Below are 18,146 nucleotides of genomic sequence, written 5' to 3'. Positions count from 1 at the left end.
TCCGGGCCGGTCCGTCCCCCGGCGAAGGCCGGGTGACCCGGCCCGGCCGGCCGGGGCCGCCGCACCGAGTCGCAGGCCGACCGCCAACCGCCGTTCATCCGCCGGTCGTGCGCGTTCCCTACGCTCGGCCGCTACCGGTGGCGACCAGTCACTTGCGGTGATCGGTGGCCGGCGCCCGCCCGGCGCGGCCGCCCCTGAGCGAAAGGCCGTTGGATGGCCCCGCGCCTCTCCGTCGTCGTTCCGATCCACAACGTCGAGCGCTACCTCCGGGAGTGCCTCGACTCGATCGCGGCCCAGACCTTCGAGGACTTCGAGTGCGTCATGGTCGACGACGGCTCGACCGACGGCGGGGCCGCCATCGCCGAGGCCCGCGCCGCCGAGGACCCCCGCTTCCGGCTGGTCCGGCAGGAGAACAAGGGCCTCGGCGCCGCCCGCAACACCGGCTGGCGCCACCTCACCCCCGGCACCGAGTACCTGGCCTTCGTGGACAGCGACGACACCCTGCCGCCGCACGCGTACCAGCTGATGATCCGTACGCTGGACGAGACCGGCTCCGACTTCGCCTCCGGCAACGCCATGCGGCTGCGGCGCGACGGCCTCACCCCCTCGCACGCGCACCGCCGCCCGTTCCGCGAGACGCGGCTGCGCACCCACGTCAGCGAACTGCCGGCCCTGGTCACCGACCGCACCGCCTGGAACAAGGTCTACCGGCGCTCGTTCTTCGACGTCGCGGGCATCCTCTACCCCGAGGGCATCCTGTACGAGGACGCGCCGGTCAGCGTGCCGCACCACTTCCTGGCCGAGCGGGTCGACGTGCTCGCCGACCCGGTCTACCACTGGCGGGTCCGCGAGGACGGCGAGCCGTCGATCACCCAGAAGAAGACCGACCCGCGCGGCCTGGCCGACCGGGTCCGCTCGATGGAGCTCGTCCGGGAGTGGCTGCTCGGCCGCCCCGAACCGGTGTTCGCCGAGCACCTGCGCGCCTACGACCGGAACTGCCTGGTCGAGGAGATCCCGATGTTCTTCTGGTCCGTCCCGGACGGCGACCGCGCCTACCGGGAGGCCTACCAGCGGCACGTCAGCCGGCTGGTCCGGGCGATCGGCCCCGAGCGGCTGGCCGGGCTGAACACCCAGCTGTGGCTCAAGTACCGGCTGACGCTGGCCGATCGGATGCGCCGCTTCGTCGCCGTGCAGCGTCTGCACCGCCTCGCCCGGCGCACCCGGCAGGCCGTCGCCCGGGGCTGAGCCCGCGGGCCGTGCGCGTTACTGCTTGACACCTTGCGTCATACTGTAACGCGCGCGGTCCGAGGCGGCTCGGAGCGGGCAGCAGCACCCGGCCCCGCGTGGGCCCCTCCCGCACCCCGGAGCACGCCATGCACCCCTTCCTCGACCACCCGGGGCCGCTCGCCTTCGCGCACCGGGGCGGCGACCTCGGACGCCCGGAGAACTCGTTCGCCGCCTTCGAGGCCGCCGTCGCCCTCGGCTACCGCTACCTCGAGACGGACGTGCACGCCACCCGCGACGGCGTCCTGGTGGCCTTCCACGACTCCCGTCTGGACCGGGTCACCGACAGCTCCGGCGCGGTGGCCGAACTGCCCTGGGACACCGTCCGGAAGGCCCGGATCGGCGGCACCGAACCCGTGCCGCTGCTGGAGGACCTGCTCGACGCCTTCCCCGGCGCCCGCTTCAACATCGACGTCAAGGCGGCGCAGGCCGTCGGACCGCTGGTCGAGGCGGTCCGGCGGACCGACGCCTGGGACCGGGTCTGCGTCGGCGGCTTCTCCGACGGCCGCCTCGCCGCCGTCCGCGCCGCCGCCGGCCCCCGGCTGGCCACCTCGCTCGGCCCGCGCGAGGTGGCCCGGCTGCGGCTGCGCTCACTGGCCGGCCCGCTGCTGCGGGGCCGCGGGACGCCGTTCGCCGGGATCTGCGCGCAGGTCCCGGAGCGTCACCGGGGCGTGCCGGTCGTCGACCGGGCCTTCGTCCGCGCCGCCCACCGGCTCGGCCTGCAGGTGCACGTCTGGACGGTCGACGATCCGGTACGGATCGGGGCTCTCCTCGACCTCGGCGTGGATGGCATCATGGCCGATCACATCGACGTCCTGCGGGACGTCCTCGGTGAGCGCGGCTGCTGGACCGACGGCAGCACCGGCTCCAGCACGGAGACAGGAGCCCCATGAACACAGCGGCCCGACTGCCGGACCACCTCGACACCTCCACCGACGGCCGGACCCTGCGCCGGATGCAGTTCGGCTGGTACATCAACGACTGGGCCAACGCGGCCTTCTCGGCCACCGTGCTGACGGTGTTCCTCGGACCGTACCTGACCTCCGTCGCCAAGAACGCCGCCGACGCGGCCGGCGACGTGCACCCGCTCGGACTGACGATCCGCGCGGGCTCGTTCTTCCCGTACACGGTCTCCTTCTCCGTGCTGGTGTCCGTCGCGGTGATGCTGCTGACCGGCACGGTCGCGGACCGCACCGGGCGGCACAAGGAACTGATGTGCGGCTTCGCCTACGTCGGCGCGATCGCGACCATGGCGATGTTCTTCCTCGGCGGCGACCGCTACCTGCTCGGCGGCGGCCTGCTGGTGGTCGCCAACATCGCGTACGCCGTGTCGGTCGCGCTCTCCTACGCCTACCTCCCGCGCCTCGCCACCCCCGACGAGCGCGACGCGGTCTCCTCCAAGGGCTGGGCCTACGGCTACGCGGGCGGCGGACTCCTGCTGATCGCCAACCTGGCGCTGTTCGAGGGGCACGACGCGCTCGGCCTGTCCTCCGGCACCGCCGTGCGGATCTGCCTCGCCTCGGCCGGCCTGTGGTGGGCGCTGTTCACGGTCGTCCCGATGCTGCGGCTGCCCTCCCGGGCCGGCGCCGCCCCCGACCCCGCCGCGGCCGACCGGCCCGCCGGCGGCAGCCTGCGCGAACTCGCCCGCACCCTGCGCGGCATGCGCCAGTACCCGCTCACCCTGCTCTACCTCGCCGCCTTCCTCTGCTACAACGACGGCATCCAGACCGTCGTCTCGCAGGCCTCGCTCTACGGCAGCGAGGAACTCGGCATGGACCAGACCTCGCTGGTCGCCGCCGTGCTGCTGGTCCAGATCGTGGCGATCGGCGGCGCCCTGCTGCTCGGCCGCATCGCGGGCCGGTACGGCGCCAAGCGGACCGTCCTCGGCTCGCTGGTCGCCTGGGTGTTCACCCTCGCCCTCGGCTACGTCATGCCCGCCCACAAGCCGATCTGGTTCTTCGCCCTGGCCTGCATGATCGGCCTCGTCCTCGGCGGCAGCCAGGCGCTCTCCCGCTCGCTCTTCTCCCACCTGATCCCGCCCGGCAAGGAGGCCGAGTACTTCAGCTTCTACAAGGTCAGCGACCGCGGCACCAGCTGGATGGGCCCGCTGGTCTTCGGCCTCGCGTACCAGATCACCGGCAGCTACCGCTCGGCGATCATCTCCCTGCTGGTGTTCTTCGTGATCGGCTTCGCCGTGCTGGTGAAGGTCCCGCTCCGGCGCGCCGTCGAGGCCGTCGGCAACCCCGTTCCCGAGCGGCTCTGACGGCGGGCCGTCGCACGGCGGTGCCTGCTCGGCCCACAGGGCCGGCCGAGCACCGCCGTGCGACGGCCCGGCGCCGTTCGAGGGCTCAGCGAAGGTCGAACCGGTCGAGGTCCATCACCTTGCTCCACGCCGCCACGAAGTCGCGCACGAACTTCTCGGCCGCGTCCCCGGAGGCGTAGACCTCGGCGAGGGCGCGCAGCTGGGAGTGCGACCCGAAGACCAGGTCGACGGCGGTGGCCGTCCACTTCACCTCGCCGGTCGCGCGGTCCCGTCCCTCGAAGACGTTCGCCTCCGACTCCGACGCCCGCCACTCCGTGCGCATGTCGAGCAGGTTGACGAAGAAGTCCGTGGTCAGTGCCTCCGGTCGCTCGGTGAGGACGCCGTGCCGGGATCCCCGGAAGCCGGCGTCCAGCGCGCGCATGCCGCCGACCAGGACCGTCATCTCGGGCGCGGTCAGCGTCAGCAGGTTCGCCCGGTCGAGCAGCAGGGTCTCCGGCGACAGCTTCTCGCCGTCCCGCAGGTAGTTGCGGAACCCGTCCGCCCGCGGTTCGAGCACGGCGAACGACTCGACGTCGGTGTGTTCCTGCGAGGCGTCCGTGCGTCCCGGAGAGAACGGGACGGTGACGGTGTGCCCCGCGTTCCGCGCGGCCCGCTCGACCGCCGCGCAGCCGCCGAGGACGATCAGGTCGGCGAGCGAGACCTTCTTGCCGCCGGTCTGCGCGCCGTTGAACTCCCGCTGGATCTCCTCCAGCCGCCGGACCGTCCCGGAGATCTCGGGCAGGTCGTTGACCTCCCAGTCCTTCTGCGGCGCCAGCCGGATCCGCGCCCCGTTGGCCCCGCCGCGCTTGTCGGTGCCGCGGAAGCTCGCCGCCGCCGCCCACGCCGTGGTGACCAGCTGCGGAATGCCCGGGCCGGAGCCGAGGATCCGCTCCTTGAGCACGGCGACGTCCTCGTCCCCGACCAGTTCGTGGTCGACCGCGGGGACCGGGTCCTGCCAGAGCTGCGGTTCGGGGACCCACGGCCCCAGGTACCGGGACACCGGGCCCATGTCGCGGTGCAGCAGCTTGTACCAGGCCTTGGCGAACGCCTCGGCGAGCTGGTCCGGGTTCTCGTGGAAGCGGCGGCAGATCGGCCCGTAGACCGGGTCCTCCCGCAGGGCGAGGTCCGTCGTCAGCATCATCGGGGCGTGCCGCTTCGAGGGGTCGTGCGCGTCCGGCACGGTGTCCTGCGCCGCCGGGTCGGTGGGCTTCCACTGGTGGGCCCCGGCGGGGCTGGCGGTCAGCTCCCAGTCGTACCGGAACAGGTTGTCCAGGTAGCCGTTGTCCCACCTCGTCGGCTCGTTGGTCCAGGCGCCCTCCAGCCCGCTGGTGAGCGTGTCGGCGCCCTTGCCGCTGCCGTACGTGTTGTGCCAGCCCAGTCCCTGCTGCTCGACGGGAGCGGCCTCGGGCTCCGGCCCCAGGTACGACGGGTCGACGGCGCCGTGGCACTTGCCGAAGGTGTGGCCGCCGATGATCAGCGCGGCGGTCTCCTCGTCGTTCATGGCCATCCGCGCGAAGGTCTCCCGGATGTCGCGGGCCGCGGCCAGCGGGTCCGGGGTGCCGTTGGGGCCCTCCGGGTTCACGTAGATGAGGCCCATCTGCACGGCGCCGAACGGATCGGCCAGCTCGCGGTCGCCGCTGTAGCGCTCGTCGCCGAGCCAGGTGTCCTCGGGGCCCCAGAAGATCTCCTCGGGCTCCCAGATGTCCTCGCGTCCGAAGCCGAAGCCGAACGTGCTGAACCCCATGGACTCCATGGCGCAGTTGCCGGCGAACACCAGGAGATCGGCCCAGGAGATCTTCCGGCCGTACTTCTGCTTGACCGGCCACAGCAGCCGTCGCGCCTTGTCCAGGCTGGCGTTGTCGGGCCAGCTGTTGAGCGGCGCGAACCGCTGGGCTCCGCTGCCGCCGCCGCCCCGGCCGTCCGCGATGCGGTACGTGCCGGCCGCGTGCCAGCTCATCCGGATGAACAGCGGTCCGTAGTGGCCGTAGTCGGCGGGCCACCAGTCCTGCGACTGCGTCATCAGTGCGATGACGTCCCGCTTCAGCGCGGCCACGTCCAGGGTGGCGAACTCCGCCGCGTAGTCGAAGTCCTCGTCCATCGGACCGGAACCGGGCGAGTGCTGGCGCAGCACCTGGAGGTCCAGCCGGTCGGGCCACCAGTCCCGGTTCGTCCGGGGCCGGGTCGATGCGGGGGTGGGGGAGGGGATTGCTGGGTTCTCGCTCTCGCTGCCGGACACGTCCGCCCCTTCTTCCTTCCTCGGTTTTGTTCGGATTTGCCCGTATCGTCCCCCACCTCGGTCCGCGCGGGTGAAAGGAACACGCAGAGCGTCCGATTTCGTCGACGCCGAGCCGGGTGACCGGTCAGCCGCGCAGGGCGGACGCGAGCAGACCGGGCAGCCGGCGGGCGGGGGGCAGGCGTTCCAGGGCGGCGCGTCCGGAGCGGTGGGTGACGAAGTGGGGCGGGCGCGGCGCGAGGGAGGGCGAGCCGGTGAACAGGCCGCGCGGTGCGGGGGCGAAGGGGGCGCGGAGCACGGTCTTCTCGACGTCGTCGAGCATCCGGCTCGGACGGCCGGCGCCGGTCGCGGCGGCCGACCGGGTCCGATCGGCGCCTGCCGCCGCAGGTGCCGACGCGTCGGGGGTTGCGGCGCCGGGGCCGTCCGGACCCGCCCCGGTCAGCGGCGGGCGGTCACGAGCGCCTCGACGTCGGGGACGAGGGCGGCCGGGGTGGGCAGGGCGTCGTTCTCCGCCCGGAGGCGCACGGCGGCCGTCCGGAGCGCCGGATCGGTGACGAGCCGGTCGAGCAGCCCGGAGTCCACGTCCTCGGAGCCGCTGCGCAGGGCGGCGCCGGTGGCGGTGAGGACGTCGGCGACGGTGAAGTTGTCGGCGCCCTGGGGGAGGAGCAGCTGCGGCACACCGGCCTGCAGCGCGGTCAGCGCGCTGCCGGCACCGCCGTGGTGGACGACCGCGTCGCAGACGCGCAGCAGCTCGGCCAGTGGCACCCACGGCAGCGGCCGGACATTGGCCGGAAGGGTACCGAGCGGGGTGAGATCCGCGTCACCCACGGCGAGCAGGAACTCCGCGTCGACCGCCGCGGCCGCCCCGATCAGCCGGGTGATCGCCCGCAGGCCGTCGATCCGGGTGATCACCGTGCCGAGGGTCACCGCGACCCGCGGCCGGTCGCCCCGGCGCAGCAGCTCCACGGGCACGGCGCCGCCGCCGTTGTAGGGCACGTAGCGCATCCGCAGGCCGCCCGAATCGCCGCCCAGCGCGGCCGGGACGATGTTCAGCGGGGTGGACGCGGCCGGGGCGGACACGCCGTACCGCTCGTAGAGGTCGGTGACCCGGCGGGCCAGCCGCGCGGCCATGTCCAGGCCGGAGCTGAAACCGAAGTTCTGCAGCGCCGCCGGGATCTTCAGCCGGGCTGCGACCAGCTGCGCGGAGGCCAGGCAGGAGTCGTGGACCAGCAGGTCGGCCCCCCACCCGCGGGCGGTCTCCAGCAGGTCGTCGACGGTGGGACGCGAGGCGTACGCGAAGGCGGCCGCGGCCCGTTCGAGGATCTGGTCCTGGGTCAGGTCGGGCTTGGCGTAACTCACCGCCTCCTCGCCGCTGAAGGCCTCGAACGCCTCCTGCAGGGACGTTCCGTCGCCGATCCCGACCATCGGGAAGCCCGCCAGGCCGAGCTGCTCCATCGGCCTTGGGACGGCGAACAGCACGTCGTGTCCCGCGGCCCGCAGGGCCTGCGCGGTGGGCACCATCGGGTACAGGTGGCTCGGCGCTGCCGGGCCGGTGAAGAGGATGCGCACGTGTGTCTCCCGGGTGTTGCGTCGCTCGGACGATTCCGGGGCCGGCCCGCGGGCCGGCCCCGCCCGGACGAACTGATGGACCGTCAGTACGTGTTCCCACCACCGTCGACAATCGGCCGTTCCGGAGGCCCGGGGGCTGTCAGTGCCCCGCCCTACGGTGGAACCAACGTCGGAGGGGGCGCCGGGAACGGCGCCGGAATTGCGTTGGAAAAGGGGCGGACCATGTCTGCGAACAGGATCAAGCACAAGGTCAACCACGTCTCGCTGGTAGTCGACAAGTCCGGCTCGATGCGTCAGCACGAGGCGCAGCTCGTCCGCGTCGTCGACGAGTTCGTGAAGGGCCTCCAGGAGGAGTCCGACCGGCTCGGTCACGAGACCCGGATCAGCCTCTACGCCTTCGACCACGAGGTGGAGAACCTGGTCTGGGACATGGACGTGAAGCACCTGCCGTCCCTGCGGGGCCTCTACGCGGTCGACGGCGGTGCGACGGCGCTGATCGAGGCGGCCGTGAAGTCGGTCGACGACCTGAAGAACATCTGGGAGGGGTACGGCGAGCACTCCTTCCTCCAGGTCGTCGTCACCGACGGCGAGGAGAACGCCTCCGGCTGGTCGGAGACCGGCCGGATGCACACCCGCGTCGGCGGCGACCGCGGCGCCGCCACCCTGCGCACCTGGATGAACCGGATCAAGGGCGCCATGGACGACCTCCCCGACCACTGGACGTCGGCGATCCTCGTCCCCAACTCCCTGGCCAAGCGCACCGCCCAGGAGTACGGCTTCCCGGCGGGCAACATCGCGATCTGGGACGCCGACTCCAGCAAGGGCGTCGAGGAGGCCATCGGCACCGTCAAGTCCGCCGCCACCAGCTTCCTCCGCGGCCGCGAGCAGGGCGTCCGCGGCACCAGGAACCTCTTCGCCATGGGCCAGGACCTGAGCACCGACGAGGTGAAGGCCAACCTCGACGCGCTGGACACCGGCAAGTACATCCTCGTCCCGGTCGACCAGCAGCTGCCGATCCGCGAGTTCGTCACCAGCGCCGGCCACGCCTACACGACCGGCTGCGCCTTCTACGAGCTCTCCAAGCGGGAGAAGATCCAGGGCACCAAGCAGCTCGCCGTGGCGGAGAAGGACCCGGTGACCGGCCGGATGACGGGCAGGGTGTTCTCCGGCCCGGCGGCCCGTCAACTCCTGGGCCTGCCGGCCTCGGAGGCCACCGTCAAGCCGGGCGAGAACCCCTCGTACACCGTCTTCGTCCAGTCGACCTCCGTGAACCGGAAGCTGGTGCCGGGCACCAAGCTGCTCGTCCTCCTCTGACGGGGCGACGGCCACCGCACCGACCCCACCACGACGACCGCACCCGAGCCCGCACCGGGACCGGGCGCCCTGCCGCCAGGACGGACCGACCGACCGTGAGCCCCCAGCTGCGCACCGAGAACCCGAGCGCCCTCGCCCTGTCCACCACCGACCGCGGCCGCACCGCCCCCTGCCGTCTGGCCTGCTGGTTCGACGAGGACGCCCCGCGGCGGCAGACCTACACGATCCGGGCCGACGGCCCCTGGGGGCACGTCGAGGGCACCGGATGGGACGGCTTCGGCGCCCTCCTCGACGCCCGCCGCCGACTGGAGCCGCTCGGCTGGCTGCTCGCCGTCGCCGGGGCCCGCCGCGACGCGTGGCCCAGCGGGTTCCTGCGCGAGAGCGGCGGCGAGGAGGCCTACCTGCTCCTGCCGCCCGCCGCCGGCACCGAGCTTCCCGCCCTGCCGATCCTCGCCCCCGCCCCCGCGCACCTGGCGGCCACCGCCGCCGACCAGGAGGCCGCCCACCGCCGCTGGCTGGAGACGCCGCCGACGGCGATCGCCGCCCCCGCGCGGGCCGACGCGCCGACCCGGCGGAAGCGGTTCGCGTTCCGCGGCCCCCGTGCCGTAGAGTCGCCTTCGCCGACGCGGGGTGGAGCAGCTCGGTAGCTCGCTGGGCTCATAACCCAGAGGTCGCAGGTTCAAATCCTGTCCCCGCTACCAACCGACCGGGCCCGGTGCGCATCAGCGCACCGGGCCCGGTCGCTTGCCGTGCACCGAGGACCCCGACCGCCCTCCCGTCCGGCGCGGCCGCCCGTACGGCAGTGGGCGGGAGCGACGCATCGAAGGTGTCCATCGCGCGGTCCGGTGACAGCGGCGCCGACCGGCTCTAACATCGGCGCACAGCCGCGGTCGTCGCGACGAACGGGCGGCCGGCCGAGCAGTGGCCGGCCGCCTCGCGGGTCCCGGGGCGCGCCCCACCGCTGCCCCGGGGCCGTCCGCGCGGATCGCCGCCGGCGTGCCACCCGCCCGGGCGGCGCGGTGCCGCCCGCCGGACCGTCAGCGGCGCGCCCCGGCGGCGGGGACGGCGGTGACGGTGTCGTGGGGGCTGAAGGTGCGGCGGTAGGCGGCGGGTGAGACCCCGAAGGCCGTCCGCATGTGGGTGCGCAGCGAGTTGCCCGAGCCGAGGCCGGCCCGGTGCGCGACCAGGTCGATCGGCAGGTCGGTGGTCTCCAGCAGGTGCTTGGCGAGTTCCAGGCGCTGGGCGGTCAGCCACTGCACCGGGGTCATGCCGACCTCGTCGCGGAACCGCCGGGTGAAGGAGCGCAGGCTCATCCGCGCGTGCTCGGCGAGCCGGTCGAGGGGCAGCGGCTCGCCGAGGTGCTCCAGGGCCCAGGCGCGGGTGGCGGTGGTGCTGGCGACGGTGGGTTCCGGGACGGGCCGGTCGATGTACTGCGCCTGCCCGCCGTCCCGCCACGGCGGCACGACGCACATGCGGGCGGCCCGGTTGGCGACGGCCGCGCCGTGGTCGCGGCGGATCATGTGCAGGCACAGGTCGACGCCGGCGGCGACACCGGCGGAGGTCAGCACGTCGCCGTCGTCGACGAACAGGACGTCCTCGTCGACCTTGACGTCCGGGTAGGCCCGGCGGAACTCCGGGGCGAGGTTCCAGTGGGTGGTGGCCGGCCGGCCGTCGAGCAGGCCGGCCGCGGCGAGCACGTACGAGCCGGTGCAGATCGACACCAGCCGGGTGCCGGGCCGGATCCCGGCGATGGCCGCCGAGACCTCGGGCGGCAGGGGGCCGCCGTGGCCGAGCTCGGGCATGGCGTGCGTCGGCGGGACGATCACGGTGTCCGCGGCGGCCAGCGCCTCGGGGCCGGCGGCCGGCTGCACGGTGAAGCCGGCGTCGCTGAGGACGGGGGCGCCGTCGGCCGTGCAGACGGTGACCTCGTAGAGCGGGCGCCGCTCGGCGTCCTCGGCGCTGCCGAAGACGCGGGACGGGATGCCGAGCTCGAAGGGCGGGACCCCGGGCAGGGCGAGCACGGCGATCCGGTGCGGCCGGCCCGGTGCACCCGGCGTCCGCTTCCGCTCGCTCTCCGTCATGTCCATCCGTGATCCGGCCATGGCCAGATCCTGTCACATGGTGACCGAACGGCCAACACCGTGCCGGGCCCGGGTGCCGGATCGTTGACTGCGTCGCCGGGGGAGCCCGGCGCACGGGAACGCAGACGAAGGACGAGGAACAGACATGCGTGCGGTGGTCGTGGAGCAGTGGGGCGGACCCGAGAACCTGGTCGAGCGCGAGGTCGAGCGGCCCGAGCCCGGGCTGAACGAAGTCCTGGTGCGGGTGCACGCGGCCGGGGTGAACCCGGTGGACTGGAAGACCCGGGCCGGCGGCGCCCTCATCGAGTGGGGCGCGGTGCCGGCGGTCGGCTGGGACGTGTCCGGCACGGTCGAGGCCGTCGGCCCCGGCGTCGGGATCTTCCGCCCCGGCGACGAGGTCTACGGGATGCCGCTCTTCCCCCGCCAGGCCGGCGGGTACGCCGAGTACGTGGTCGCACCGGCCCGCCACCTCGCGCCCAAGCCCGCCAACCTGACGCACGTGGAGGCCGCGGCGCTGCCGCTGGCCGCGCTGACCGCCTGGCAGGCCCTGGTGGACGCGGCCGACGTCCGCCCCGGGGAGCGGGTGCTGGTGCACGCGGCGGCCGGCGGCGTCGGCCACTTCGCCGTGCAGATCGCCAAGGCCCGCGGCGCGTACGTCATCGGCACGGCCAGTGCCGGCAAGCACGACCTGCTGCGGGAGCTGGGCGCGGACGAGGTGGTCGACTACCGCGCGGTCCGGTTCGAGGACGTGGTCTCCGACGTCGACGTGGTGCTGGACGGCCTCGGCGGCGAGACTGCCGAACGCTCCCTGAAGGTGCTCAGGACCGGCGGCCGGCTGATCACCCTGCCCGGCCCGGACGACGTCCCGGCCGCTCCGGACGGCGTGCGGGCGTCCTGGGTCCTGGTCGAGCCGGACCACCTCGGCCTGCGCGAGATCGCCGCCCTGGCGGAGCGCGGCGCGCTGAAGCCCGTGGTCGAGACCGTCCTGCCGCTGGCGCAGGCGGCCAAGGCGCACGAGATCGGCCAGCAGGGCCGCACCACCGGCAAGATCGTCCTCACCGTCGACTGATCCGCCGCACCCGGGACCGGGGGCGCCGCCCCCGCCCGGGGAGTGCTCAGCCCGTCCGCCCGCCCTTCCCGACGACCACGAACTGGCCCATCATGCCGTCGTCCTCGTGGCGCATCAGATGGCAGTGGTACATGTACGGGCTCCGCGGGTCCGCGTAGTCGCGGAAGACCACGGCGAGGCGCACCGAACCGGACGGCGGCACGGAGACGGTGTCCTTCCAGCCGGCGAGTTCCGGCGGGGGAGGGCCGCCGTTGACGTCGAGGACCTGGAAGTGGTTGTCGTGGACGTGGAAGTTGTGCACCCGGTTGTGGGTGTTCGTCACCGTCCAGACCTCCGGGACGTCGACGGTGGCGGTGACGTCGATCCGCTCCATGTCCATCGGCAGGCCGTTGATGGTGTTGCCGTCGAGCTCGAAGGCGCGCGCCACCGCGGACGCCGTCACCGGCGGGGGGATCACGGCCAGTGCCGGGGGCGTCGCCGTGCCCGCGCGGAGCTGCGGTCGCGGGTCCAGGCGCAGGAGCTCGAACTCCTCGCCCTGGGCGGCTCCGGCGGACGGGCCGCGGCCCTTCCTGGCGGGCAGCGGGGCCGGGAAGGACCGCAGGGTGCGCGGCCGGCCCGCCTGCAGGCGGACGACGACCTCCGCCCGCTCCCCGGGGGTCAGGACGAGGCGGCGGAGCCGGACGGGCGCGGCGAGCAGCCCGCCGTCGGAGGCCACCATCTCGAACTCGCCGTCGTCGTCCAGACCGAGGTTGTAGATCCGCATCGTCGAGCCGTTGAGGATGCGCAGCCGCACCCGGTCGGTGGCCACCGGTGCGTACGCGCCCGTGATCCCGTTCACCGTCACCGTCGGGCCGGTCAGTCCCGTCCCGGCCTCGTCGCGTTCGTCCAGGGTGCCGTCGGCGTTGAGCTTCTTGTCCTGCAGGATGACGGGGAGGTCGTCGACGCCGTACTCGTGCGGCAGGGCGGCCCCCGCGCCCGCCCCGTCGTCGACGAGGAACAGACCGGCCAGACCGCGGTAGGTGTGCAGCTGGGTCGAGCCGTGCGGGTGCGGGTGGTACCAGAGGGTCGCCGCGGGCTGGGCGATCGTCCACGACGGCTCCCAGGCGGCGTCCGGGGCGATCGGCTGGTGCGGGCCGCCGTCGCACGCCGCGGGCAGGTGCATGCCGTGCCAGTGGACGGACGTCGGCTCGGGCAGCCGGTTGCGGACCCGCACGCCCACCGTCTCACCGGTGCGGGCGCGCAGCGTCGGACCGAGCAGGTCCTGCGAGTAGCCCCAGGTCGGCGTGGACCTCCCCGGCACGATCTCCGCCCGGCCTGGCCGCGCCTCCAGCGTGAACCACCGCACGCCGTCCTCCGTGCGGGACTCCGCGAGCGGCGGGACGGGCAGCCGCCGGTAGCCGGCGGGCCCCGGGCCCTCCGACGCCGCCCCGCTGCCCGACTCGCCGTCAGGCACCGCCCTGCCGGCCGGTCCGGCGACACAACCCGCCGTCAGGACCGGGGCGGAGACGAGACCGGCCAGCACCGCACGCCGCGACCACACACCCACCCGGCCACCTCACGACGCCGATCGGACAGGGAACCGCTCGACGGACACGCCGTCCGCGCGCCGTCGGCCGGCGCCGGCCCGACCCGACGAGGAGTTCGAAACTAACACCCGCCGAAGGCACCGGTCGTGGTCGAACCGGGCCGAGCCCACCGCTTGCCGCGGTAGACCACCCGTTCGTACGAGGGCCCGCCGGCCCTGCCCGGCGGGAACCACCACCGGTGGCGGCCCGTCAGCCGCCGGCCCGCGCCGCCCGCCAGGCCTCGCGGAGGGCGGACGGGATCCTGCCGCGGTCGTTGACCGCGTAGCCGCTCCGACGCGCCCAGGCCCGGACGGCCTCGTCGTCCGGCCCCTGCCGGACCCGGGAGCCCGGGCCGGACCCCGGTGCGGCGGGGACTCCTTCGAGCTCGTCCGCGGCCGCCCGCAGGAACGCGGACAGCGAAGGGTGGAGGCCCTCCGACGGGAGCTCCCCCTCGCTCCACGCCCCCACCGCGCCGGTGCGGGCGTCGAGGAAGCGCCCGGAGAACCCGTCGCACTCGGCGGTGATCGGCACCCACCAGCTGCGCCAGTTGACGTCGTCGCCGTCCGGCGGGTCGGACTCCTCCAGGGACTGCTTGAACCCGTGGACCCGCTCGATGTCCGTGAGGCCGAGCAGCAGCCCCCCGGTCGGCAGGACCCCCTCGTGTCCGAACGCCACCAGCGTCTCGCGGCCGCCGTCCGCCCGGAGCCGGCCGAGGCCGCTCGCCGCCAGCCACGCCCGCAGCTCCGGCGGGAAGACGACGCCCGTGCGGCGCTGCGCCGCCTCGATCGCCGCCGGGTCCCCCGGGCCGTCGAGCGCGGCGACCGCCTCCGGCGCGTGCCGCCGAACCCGGCGGACGATCCGCTCCCACTCCCGCAGGACGTCCCCCGGCTGTGATCCGCCCTCGTCCATGCCGCCCCCGTTCCTCCTGTCCTGACCACGGATCGGGTCAGGACAGGAGGCACGGTAGCCCACGACTCCGACACGTGAGGGCGCGGGGCGCGCCCGCTGAATCGCGCCCCGAGTGCCGGTCGAAGACTCCTGGGAGAGCTGGCTTCAAGGGCGCTCGGGTGGTCGATTCAGGGGCGCGTGGGGGCACCTGCGTGGCATCCGTACGCCTTCGACGACACTCCTAGGTGCGGCGGCGGGCGGTGATGACGCGCTGCAGCACGATGAAGACGAACAGCAGGGCGCCGATGACGATCCTCGTCCACCAGGAGCTGAGCGTGCCCTGGAAGCTGATGATCGTCTGGATGAGCCCGAGGACCGCCACGCCGAGGACGGTGCCGACGAGGTAGCCGGAGCCGCCGGTGAGGAGGGTGCCGCCGATGACGACGGCGGCGATGGCGTCCAGTTCCAGGCCGACGGCGTGCAGGCCGTAGCCGGAGAGCATGTAGAAGGTCAGCAGGACGCCGCCGAGGGCGGAGCAGAAGCCGCTGATCGCGTAGACGGTGATCCTGGTGCGGGCCACCGGCAGACCCATCAGCAGCGCGGACTGCTCGCTGCCGCCCAGCGCGTACACGCTGCGGCCGAACCGGGTGTGGTGCAGGACCACGAAGGCCGCCGCGGCGACCAGCACGGCGATGACGGCGCTGGGGGAGAGGAAGGTACCGCCGGGCAGCGGGACGCGGGTCTGCGCCATCGCGGTGTACGACGGGTCGGTGATGGAGATCGACTCGACGCTGATCGTGTAGCAGAGGCCGCGGGCGAGGAACATGCCGGCCAGCGTCACGATGAACGGCTGGATCTCGAAGGTGTGGACGACCCAGCCCATGGCCCAGCCCAGCCCGGTGCCGATCGCCAGCACCAGCGGGACGACGGCGAGGATCGGCCAGTGGTGCTGTTCCACCAGCCAGGCCGAGACCATCGTGGAGAGGGCGACGACCGCGCCGACCGACAGGTCGATGCCGCCGGTGAGGATCACGAAGGTCATGCCGACGGCGACGACCAGCAGGAAGGCGTTGTCGATCAGCAGGTTCAGCAGGACCTGGCCGGAGAAGAAGCCCTCGTACTGCACCGAGCCGACGCCGAACATCGCGACGAGCAGGACGGTGGTGACCAGCAGCGGGACGTGGCCGCGCAGTCTTGCGGCGAGGGTGGTGTTCATGCGCCCACCTTCAGATCGGCGGATGCGGGCTTCGGCTGCCGGCCGCCGTGCGCGGTGGTGCGACGGCGGGCGAGTTTGGCGCGGAACTGCGGCGACTGGATCAGGCAGACGGTGATGACCACGGCGGCCTTGAAGACCAGGGTGGTCTCGGGCGGGATGCCGATGGTGTAGACGGTGGTGGACAGGGTCTGGATGACCAGGGCGCCGAGCACGGTGCCGCCGATCGAGAAGCGTCCGCCGTTGAGCGAGGTGCCGCCGATGACGACGGCCAGGATGGCGTCGAGTTCGATCCACAGGCCGGCGTTGTTGCCGTCGGCGGCGGAGACGTTGGAGCTGATCATCAGTCCGGCGACGGCCGCGCAGACGGCGCTGGCGACGTAGACCAGGGTGGTCAGTCGGTGGGCGCGGATGCCGACCAGCCGGCTGGCGACGGGGTTGCCGCCGACCGACTCCAGCAGCAGGCCCAGGGCGGTGGAGCGGGTGAGCAGCACGGCCAGGGTGACGGCGGCCGCCGCGAGCAGCACCGAGAACGGGACGGTCAGCCAGTAGCCGCCGCCGATCAGCCGGTAGGGGTCGCTGGTGACGGTGATGATCTGGCCGTCGGTGATCAGCTGGGCGACGCCGCGGCCGGCGACCATGAGGATGAGGGTGGCGACGATCGGCTGCACGCCGATGCGGGAGACCAGCAGGCCGTTGACCGTGCCGAGGACGAGTGCGACGGCCAGCGCCAGTGCCACGGCGGTCAGGACGGTGGAGACGCTGCCGGGGTCGGCGGCCTCGCTGATGTGCAGGCAGGCCAGGGCGCCGGCGATGGCGACCGTGGAGCCGACCGACAGGTCGATGCCGCCGGTGGCGATGACCAGCGTCATGCCCAGGGAGACGAGGACCAGCGGTGCGCCGAAGTGCAGGATGTCGATCAGACTGCCGTAGAGGTGCCCCTCCTTGGTGTGGACGGCGAAGAAGTCCGGGGTGAACAGCAGGTTGGTCAGCAGCATGGCGACGAGGACCGCTGCGGGCCAGAAGAGCCGGTGTTTCGTCATCGCCGGGCTCCGCTCGCGATGGTCTCCATGAGGTGCTCCGGGGTGAGCGATCCGTCGTTGGCCAGTTGGGCGACCATGCGGTGGTCGCGCAGCACGCCGATCCGGTGGCTGAGGCGCAGGACCTCCTCCAGTTCGGCGGAGATGAACAGCACGGCCATGCCCTTCTCGGCGAGGTCCGCGACCAGTTTCTGGATCTCGGCCTTCGCGCCGACGTCGATGCCGCGGGTCGGCTCGTCGAGGATCAGCAGCTTGGGGTCGGTGATCAGCCAGCGGGCGAGCAGCACCTTCTGCTGGTTGCCACCGGAGAGGTTGCGCACCAGTGCCTCGGGATCGCCGGGGCGGATGTTCAGCGCCCTGATCCAGCGCAGCGCGTAGTCGTCCTGCGCGGTGCGCGACAGGGGCCGGAGCCAGCCGCGGGAGGCCTGGAGGGCGAGCACGATGTTCTCGCGGACGGTGAGTTCACCGACCAGGCCCTCGGACTTGCGGTTCTCGGAGCAGAAGGCGATGCCGTGCGCGACCGCGGCCTGCGGGGTGCGCAGCGCGGCGGGCCGGCCGTCGATCCGCACGGTGCCGCTGTCCGCGTGGTCGGCGCCGAAGAGCAGCCGGGCGGCCTCGGTGCGCCCGGAGCCGAGCAGCCCCGCCAGCCCCACGACCTCGCCGGGCCGCACGGTCAGGTCGTAGGGCTCGACCGCGCCGCGCCGGCCGAGCTTCTCCGCCCTGAGGAAGGGCTGCTCCGGCGCGGGCCGGTCCGTGCGGCGGCTCGCGGTCGCCAGCCCCTCCAGGTCGGCGAGTTCGGCGCCGATCATGCGGGAGACCAGCTGGACCTGGCTGAGGTCCCGGGTGAGGTACTCGCCCTCCAGCCGGCCGTTGCGCAGGACGGTCATCCGGTCGCAGATCTCGTAGACCTGGTCGAGGAAGTGCGAGACGAACAGGATCGCCACGCCCCGCTCGCGCAGCCCGCGCATGACGGCGAACAGCTGCGCGACCTCGTCGCGGTCGAGGCTGGACGTCGGCTCGTCCAGGACGAGCACCTTGGCCTCGACGTCCACCGCCCGGGCGATCGCCACCAGCTGCTGGACGGCGATCGAGAAGCTCTCCAGCGGGGCCGTGACGTCGATGTCCAGGTCGAGTGCGGCGACCGAGGCCGCGGCGCGGCGGCGCAGTTCGGACCAGTGGATCAGACCGCGGCGGCGCGGCTCACGGCCGATGAAGAGGTTCTCCGCGACCGACAGGTTCGGGCAGAGGTTGACCTCCTGGTAGACCGTCGAGATGCCGGCCTGCTGCGCCTGCAGCGGACCGGCGATCCGCAGCGGCCGGCCGGCCAGGGCGACCTCGCCGCCGTCCGCGGGGTGGACGCCGGTGAGGACCTTGATGAGGGTGGACTTGCCCGCGCCGTTCTCGCCCATCAGCGCGTGCACCTCCCCGGGGAAGAGCCGGAAGTCGACGTCGTCGAGTGCCAGCACGCCGGGGAACTCCTTGCGGAGCCCGCGTACTTCCAGGACCGGTTGCTGCATCGGTCCTCCTTTCGTGGTCGGTCGGGACCGGGGCGGCCGCCGCGCCGTGGGGCTGCGGCGCGGCGGGCGGC

General features: G+C 73.5%; 15 protein-coding genes and 1 tRNA gene. 7 read left to right on the top strand and 9 right to left on the bottom strand.

The window, feature by feature from the left end; genetic code table 11:
• Positions 1–213: 213 nt before the first annotated feature.
• The 3 genes from AB0O09_RS07415 to AB0O09_RS07405 all read left to right on the top strand — a co-directional run bounded on the left by AB0O09_RS07415 (position 214) and on the right by AB0O09_RS07405 (position 3,547).
• Positions 214–1,245 (top strand): glycosyltransferase family 2 protein, encoded by a 1,032-nt coding sequence (locus AB0O09_RS07415; protein ID WP_363540605.1) that lies wholly within the window; start codon positions 214–216, stop codon positions 1,243–1,245.
• A 128-nt stretch (positions 1,246–1,373) separates the two neighbouring features.
• Positions 1,374–2,177: a glycerophosphodiester phosphodiesterase gene (locus AB0O09_RS07410; protein ID WP_363540748.1), complete on the top strand. Its 804-nt coding sequence runs from the start codon at positions 1,374–1,376 to the stop codon at positions 2,175–2,177.
• Positions 2,174–3,547 carry an MFS transporter gene (locus AB0O09_RS07405; RefSeq protein WP_363540604.1) on the top strand — a complete coding sequence of 458 codons (1,374 nt, stop codon included), beginning with the start codon at positions 2,174–2,176 and terminating at the stop codon, positions 3,545–3,547. Before AB0O09_RS07410 ends, AB0O09_RS07405 begins: the two co-directional genes overlap by 4 nt.
• A gap of 85 nt (positions 3,548–3,632) precedes the next feature.
• Here the strand turns inward: AB0O09_RS07405 and katG are convergent, their stop codons facing one another.
• The 3 genes from katG to AB0O09_RS07390 all read right to left on the bottom strand — a co-directional run bounded on the left by katG (position 3,633) and on the right by AB0O09_RS07390 (position 7,388).
• Complete coding sequence (katG, locus tag AB0O09_RS07400) at positions 3,633–5,822, bottom strand: catalase/peroxidase HPI (RefSeq protein ID WP_363540603.1); 2,190 nt, start codon at positions 5,820–5,822, stop codon at positions 3,633–3,635.
• 124 nt (positions 5,823–5,946) lie between these two features.
• Complete coding sequence (locus AB0O09_RS07395; RefSeq protein WP_363540602.1) at positions 5,947–6,141, bottom strand: hypothetical protein; 195 nt, start codon at positions 6,139–6,141, stop codon at positions 5,947–5,949.
• Positions 6,142–6,257: 116 nt separating this feature from the next.
• Positions 6,258–7,388 carry a nucleotide disphospho-sugar-binding domain-containing protein gene (locus AB0O09_RS07390; protein WP_363540601.1) on the bottom strand — a complete coding sequence of 377 codons (1,131 nt, stop codon included), beginning with the start codon at positions 7,386–7,388 and terminating at the stop codon, positions 6,258–6,260.
• Between the two features lie 222 nt (positions 7,389–7,610).
• Here AB0O09_RS07390 and AB0O09_RS07385 point away from each other — a divergent pair, with 222 nt between their 5' ends.
• The 3 genes from AB0O09_RS07385 (at position 7,611) to AB0O09_RS07375 (ending at position 9,403) form a co-directional block, all read left to right on the top strand.
• On the top strand, positions 7,611–8,702 hold the full coding sequence (locus AB0O09_RS07385) for a vWA domain-containing protein (protein ID WP_363540600.1): 1,092 nt from the start codon (positions 7,611–7,613) through the stop codon (positions 8,700–8,702).
• Between the two features lie 95 nt (positions 8,703–8,797).
• On the top strand, positions 8,798–9,349 hold the full coding sequence (locus tag AB0O09_RS07380) for a hypothetical protein (protein ID WP_363540599.1): 552 nt from the start codon (positions 8,798–8,800) through the stop codon (positions 9,347–9,349).
• Positions 9,327–9,403, top strand: a tRNA-Met gene (locus AB0O09_RS07375). The genes AB0O09_RS07380 and AB0O09_RS07375 overlap by 23 nt, the downstream gene beginning before the upstream one ends.
• Positions 9,404–9,739: 336 nt before the next feature.
• On the opposite strand, the gene AB0O09_RS07370 is transcribed toward AB0O09_RS07375, so the two are convergent.
• Positions 9,740–10,789: a helix-turn-helix domain-containing protein gene (locus tag AB0O09_RS07370; RefSeq protein WP_363540747.1), complete on the bottom strand. Its 1,050-nt coding sequence runs from the start codon at positions 10,787–10,789 to the stop codon at positions 9,740–9,742.
• Between the two features lie 139 nt (positions 10,790–10,928).
• Here AB0O09_RS07370 and AB0O09_RS07365 point away from each other — a divergent pair, with 139 nt between their 5' ends.
• A complete protein-coding gene (locus tag AB0O09_RS07365; RefSeq protein WP_363540598.1) occupies positions 10,929–11,852 on the top strand; it encodes an NADP-dependent oxidoreductase in 924 nt (307 codons plus the stop codon).
• A gap of 46 nt (positions 11,853–11,898) precedes the next feature.
• Here the strand turns inward: AB0O09_RS07365 and AB0O09_RS07360 are convergent, their stop codons facing one another.
• From AB0O09_RS07360 to AB0O09_RS07340, 5 genes are all read right to left on the bottom strand, one after another.
• Positions 11,899–13,398, bottom strand: coding sequence for a multicopper oxidase domain-containing protein (locus AB0O09_RS07360; protein ID WP_363540597.1), 1,500 nt, complete (start codon positions 13,396–13,398; stop codon positions 11,899–11,901).
• Between the two features lie 229 nt (positions 13,399–13,627).
• Complete coding sequence (locus AB0O09_RS07355; protein WP_363540596.1) at positions 13,628–14,326, bottom strand: histone-like nucleoid-structuring protein Lsr2; 699 nt, start codon at positions 14,324–14,326, stop codon at positions 13,628–13,630.
• A 220-nt stretch (positions 14,327–14,546) separates the two neighbouring features.
• Positions 14,547–15,521 carry a galactofuranose ABC transporter, permease protein YjfF gene (gene yjfF / locus AB0O09_RS07350; RefSeq protein ID WP_363540595.1) on the bottom strand — a complete coding sequence of 325 codons (975 nt, stop codon included), beginning with the start codon at positions 15,519–15,521 and terminating at the stop codon, positions 14,547–14,549.
• The gene (locus AB0O09_RS07345; protein ID WP_363540594.1) at positions 15,518–16,561 is read right to left on the bottom strand and encodes an ABC transporter permease; all 1,044 of its coding nucleotides are present in this window, start codon (positions 16,559–16,561) and stop codon (positions 15,518–15,520) included. Before AB0O09_RS07345 ends, yjfF begins: the two co-directional genes overlap by 4 nt.
• Positions 16,558–18,075, bottom strand: coding sequence for a sugar ABC transporter ATP-binding protein (locus tag AB0O09_RS07340; RefSeq protein ID WP_363540593.1), 1,518 nt, complete (start codon positions 18,073–18,075; stop codon positions 16,558–16,560). Before AB0O09_RS07340 ends, AB0O09_RS07345 begins: the two co-directional genes overlap by 4 nt.
• Between the last annotated feature and the right edge of the window lie 71 nt (positions 18,076–18,146).

Origin of the sequence: Kitasatospora sp. NPDC093679 (assembly GCF_040683455.1) — a bacterium.
In the GTDB taxonomy this organism is placed as follows: Bacteria; Actinomycetota; Actinomycetes; order Streptomycetales; family Streptomycetaceae; genus Kitasatospora; species Kitasatospora arboriphila.
The sequence above is the reverse complement of the archived record's forward strand: the minus strand, read 5'-3'. Positions and strand labels throughout refer to the sequence as shown.